Raw genomic sequence first — 4256 nt, 5'->3', positions numbered from 1 at the left:
GAGACAGGCCCCTAACCCTCCCCGGCGGACTTCACCACGGCGAACACGGCCCCCTCCGGGTCCGCCACCAGGGCCAGCCGCCCGCGGATCCGGTCCCGGGGCGGGCTGAGCACCTGCCCGCCGAGCTCGGCCACCCGGGCGGCCGCCGCGTCGGTGTCGTGGACCTCGAAGTACGTCATCCAGTGCGGCCCCCGGTCGTGCGGCAGCGACCGGCCCACCCCGTGCACCGCGGCCACCGGCCGGCCGTCCAGCCGCAGGGTCAGGTAGTCGAAGTCGGCCGGGGCGTCCGGGTGCCGCTCCGCCTCGTGGCCGAAGACGTGCTGGTAGAACTTGCCGACCGTCAAGGTGTCCTGGGTGACCAGCTCGTTCCACACCGGGGTCCCCGGCAGCCCGTAGCGCCGCCCGTGGCCCGAGTCCTGCCAGATCCCGAAGATCGCCCCCAGCGGGTCGGAGCAGATCGCCACCCGCCCCTCCGCCCCGGCGTCCATCGGGCCCACCGCCACCGTGCCGCCGCAGGAGCGGATCGCCTCGGCCGCGCAGTCGGCGTCGTCGATGGCGAAGTACGTGGTCCAGGCGACCGGAAGATGCCGGTCCGGCGGCATCTCGCCGATTCCGGCCACCTCCTCCCCGTCGAGGACGGCCCGGACGCCCGGGCCGAGCTGCGCGGGTCCCGGCTCGTACTCCCAGCCGAACAGGTCGGCGTAGAAGTCCTCGGTCCTCCCGAGGCCGTGCACCATCAGGCTCACCCAGCACGGTGTGCCGGACGGCCGCCGCGAAGCCCCCGCTGCCTCGGTCATGTCAGCAGTCTCCTCCGTCGTGTCCCGAATGACGCCGCTGATGCTTCCACTCCGCGAGGCGCGGCGTGGCCCGACCGGGCCGGACGGGGCGGGGGTGGACGGAGATGACCGAATCACTGCGGCCCGTCGATGTCCGGCTTGTTACAGGGGCGTGCGGGCGGGGAGGAAGATGGGCCCATGACTGCGATTCTCTCGGCCTCCGCACTGATGGACGAGCTGGCCGCCGGCCACCCGCCGGTGCTCCTGGACGTCCGCTGGCAGCTGGGCGGCCCCGACCAGCGCCCCGCCTACGAGGCCGGGCACCTGCCCGGCGCCGTGTACGTCGACCTCGACCGCGAACTGGCAGGTCCGCCCGGGGCGGGCGGCCGCCACCCGCTGCCCGACCCGGAGGAGTTCGGCGCCGTGATGCGCCGCGCCGGGGTGCGCGCGGACGGGCCGGTGGTCGTGTACGACGGCGGACAGGGCTGGGCGGCCGCCCGCGCCTGGTGGCTGCTGCGCTGGACGGGTCACCCGAACGTGCGAGTCCTGGACGGCGGCCTGGCCGCGTGGACGGCCGCGGGCGGCCCGGTGACCGCCGACGCGCCGACACCGGCCGAGGGTGATTTCAAGCCAAACCCCGGAGCGCTGGGCCTGCTGGAAGCCGACGACGCGGCCGCCCTGGCCCGTACGGGACTGCTGCTGGACGCCCGGGCGGGGGAGCGCTACCGGGGCGAGGTCGAGCCCATCGACCCGGTCGGCGGCCACATCCCGGGCGCGGTGTCGGCCCCGACCACCGAGAACGTGGGCCCCGACGGCCTGTTCCTGCCGGCGGAGGCCCTGAAGGCCCGGTTCACGGAGCTGGGCGCCGCGACGGACACCCAGGTGGGCGTCTACTGCGGTTCCGGGGTCTCCGGGGCGCACGAGGTGCTCGCACTCGAGGTGGCGGGCATCCCGGCCGCCCTTTACGCGGGCAGCTGGTCGCACTGGTCCTCGGACCCGCAGCGCCCCGTGGCCACCGGCCCCAACCCCTGACGCGTCCACGCCCGGTGGCGCCCCGCCCGGGGCGCCACCGGGCGGGCTACTCCTGTTTCTTGCGCCGGGTCCCGAAGACGATCTCGTCCCAGCTGGGCACCGCCGCGCGGCGCCCCGGCCGGACCCCGTCGGCCTCGGCCTGCCGGTCGGTGGTGCCCGTCAGCCGTTCGCGGTGTCCCGCGACCGTCCGCGGCATCAGTACGTCCGCGTACGCCGCTCCGGCGCCGGCCGAGGCCGCCGCGGCCGGGGGCTCCTCGGTCTCGGCCTCCTCGTCGGCGGCGTCGGTCCGCTCCGGGACCACCAGGTCGCCCCGGAAGCTCGGGACGGCCTCCAGCAGGCTGGTCAGGGTGTCCCGTTCCTCCTCGGGCTCCGGCGCGGGCGGCGGGGCGGCCGGCCGCTCGATCTGCCGGTCGAGGGCGCGGTCCAGCGGCCGGTCGCGCGGCAGCCGGGCGATCCTCGGCACGAACGGGAAGCTCGGCTCCGGGGTCGACGGCAGGTCGTCCGACTCGCCGATCAGCGAGCGGGCCTCGTCGTCCACGGCGGTGACCAGCCGGCGCGGCGGGTCGTACGTCCAGCTCGCGGAGTGCGGCTCGCCCACCACCCGGTAGACGAGCAGCACCTCCCAGGTGCCGTCGTCGCGGCGCCAGGAGTCCCACTGCACCGAGTCCTTGTCGGCCCCGCGCAGCGTGAGCCGCTCCTGCACGGCCTCGCCGAGCTGCGGTCCGGTGTTCTCCCCGGGGCGGCGCACGGGGGTCTTCCGGGCCCGCTCGGCCATGAAGGCGCGTTCGGCCAGGACGGGACCCTCGAAGCGGCGGACCCGGTCGACGGGGATGCCGGCGAGCTGTGCGACCTCCTCGGCGGAGGCACCGGCCCGTATGCGGGCCTGGATGTCACGGGGGCGGAGGTGGCTCTCCACCTCGATCTCGATCTGGTTCAGGCGCGCGCGGTCATTGCGCACGGCAGCCCGCAGCCGCTCGTCGATCGGAAGCGTGTACTCCGTGCTGTCCGCAGCCTTGAGCACCAGTCGTGTTCCGTCATTCGAGACGGCCACGACACGCAGTTCGGGCATGGGGACCTCCCGGGTGGTGCCTGCCGACGTCACGTGCGTCGCTGCTTCCGCTAGTCGAGTGTGGCCTGCCCGGGTGCAGCCTGCCACAACCTTGCCGAGTTAAACCGGCGTGTCGGGCATGCGCCCTTGATCGACGTTATGGCACGGTTACCTGTTGGGCACGCACAGTGACCAAGTGGTTACTGTGCGCAGCAGGAGCCCGTGCGATACCGCGGCATCACCGGTCTTGAGCGCCGCTTCTCCGTCAGCCGGCCCCCTCTCCCGGGTCCGGACATCCGAAAGGAAGGACGGCCCCAGGGCTCGCCACAGTACTCCATTCGGGCCACCTGGGTGGACCGCCGCGCCGCCGAACTTGTCCGGGGCGGCGGGAGTTGGCCTGCCCGGAATCGGGCCCGGAAGGCGGTCCACCTGCGTACGCGGCCATTTCGGGGTGTCCTGCTTCACAGAATCCGCAGAAACGGAACTTCTCATTTCGCTCAGCTGTCAGTAACTGCTGGAAGAGGAGAAGCGCAAGGGGCAGGACACGCAGGGGATGGCGATGGGTCAGAAGGCGGTACGGGGAGAGGGGCCGGGCGGTCCCGAGGGTGACGGCACGGGCGGGGAGCGCAAGAAGCTCGACCTGAGCCTGGCCCAGGTCGCCGGCAGTTCCCTCGCCACCGTCGCGGCCGCGCTGCTCGCCTCCAAGCTCGGCGTCTACGGCACCATCCTCGGCGCCGGCGTGGTCAGCGTGGTGGCCACCGCGGGCGGGCCGGTCATCCAGCACGCCTTCCGCCGCACCGGCGACCGGCTGCGCGAGGGCGCCCGCCCCAAGGGCGGCCGGCTCCCCGCGCCCGCCCGGGCGGAGGGGTCCGCGGCCCCGCCGCCGGGGGAGTTCGGCGAGGCCACCGTGCACGGCACCCGCGTACGGGGCTGGAAGCGCACGGCGGTGGCCTCCGGGGCCGCCTTTGCCCTGGCTATCGGCGGCCTCGGGACGTACGAGGCGTTCGCGGGCACCTCCGTCAGCAGCGGCGGCGGCACCCTCCTGTCGGGCGGCACCCGCAAGGCCCCCGACCACCGCTCCGCCGAGCGGAAGGACGGGACGGACTCCGGAGGCCGGGGCGGGCAGGGTGGCAGGGACGGCAAGGGCGGGGAGCCCGGCGGGAGCGGGAACGAGCGGTCCGGCTCCGGGAGTTCCCCGAGCCCCTCCGCCTCGCACGGCGGGCGCGGCCCGGACCCCGCCCCCACGCCCACCCCCTCCCGCTCGGCCGGCCCCGGCCCGGACCCGTCCCCCTCGGCCTCCCGGCAGACCCCGGACCCGGGACCCACCCCGAGCGGCGGCGGCACCGGCGCGTCGGGCGGCGCCACCGCGGGCCGGGAGTGACCGGGCGTCAGTCGCCCAG

Annotated in this window: 4 protein-coding genes; 2 read left to right on the top strand and 2 right to left on the bottom strand. The window is 75.2% G+C overall.

Going from position 1 to position 4256, the window contains the following annotated elements; translation table 11 throughout:
• Window positions 1-11: 11 nt before the first annotated feature.
• Window positions 12-797 carry a VOC family protein gene (locus VR44_RS18880; protein WP_045948711.1) on the bottom strand — a complete coding sequence of 262 codons (786 nt, stop codon included), beginning with the start codon at window positions 795-797 and terminating at the stop codon, window positions 12-14.
• A 177-nt stretch (window positions 798-974) separates the two neighbouring features.
• Between VR44_RS18880 and VR44_RS18875 the strand changes: the two genes are divergently transcribed.
• Complete coding sequence (locus tag VR44_RS18875) at window positions 975-1808, top strand: sulfurtransferase (RefSeq protein ID WP_045948710.1); 834 nt, start codon at window positions 975-977, stop codon at window positions 1806-1808.
• 46 nt (window positions 1809-1854) lie between these two features.
• Here the strand turns inward: VR44_RS18875 and sepH are convergent, their stop codons facing one another.
• Entirely contained in the window at window positions 1855-2877 is a 1023-nt protein-coding gene (gene sepH, locus VR44_RS18870) for a septation protein SepH (RefSeq protein ID WP_045948709.1), read from the bottom strand.
• Between the two features lie 532 nt (window positions 2878-3409).
• Here sepH and VR44_RS18865 point away from each other — a divergent pair.
• Window positions 3410-4237, top strand: a complete 828-nt coding sequence (locus VR44_RS18865) for a hypothetical protein (RefSeq protein WP_245691973.1) — start codon at window positions 3410-3412, stop codon at window positions 4235-4237.
• Window positions 4238-4256 lie beyond the last annotated feature (19 nt).

This window comes from Streptomyces katrae (assembly GCF_000966975.1).
Taxonomy (GTDB): domain Bacteria; phylum Actinomycetota; class Actinomycetes; order Streptomycetales; family Streptomycetaceae; genus Streptomyces; species Streptomyces katrae.
The sequence above is the reverse complement of the archived record's forward strand: the minus strand, read 5'-3'. Positions and strand labels throughout refer to the sequence as shown.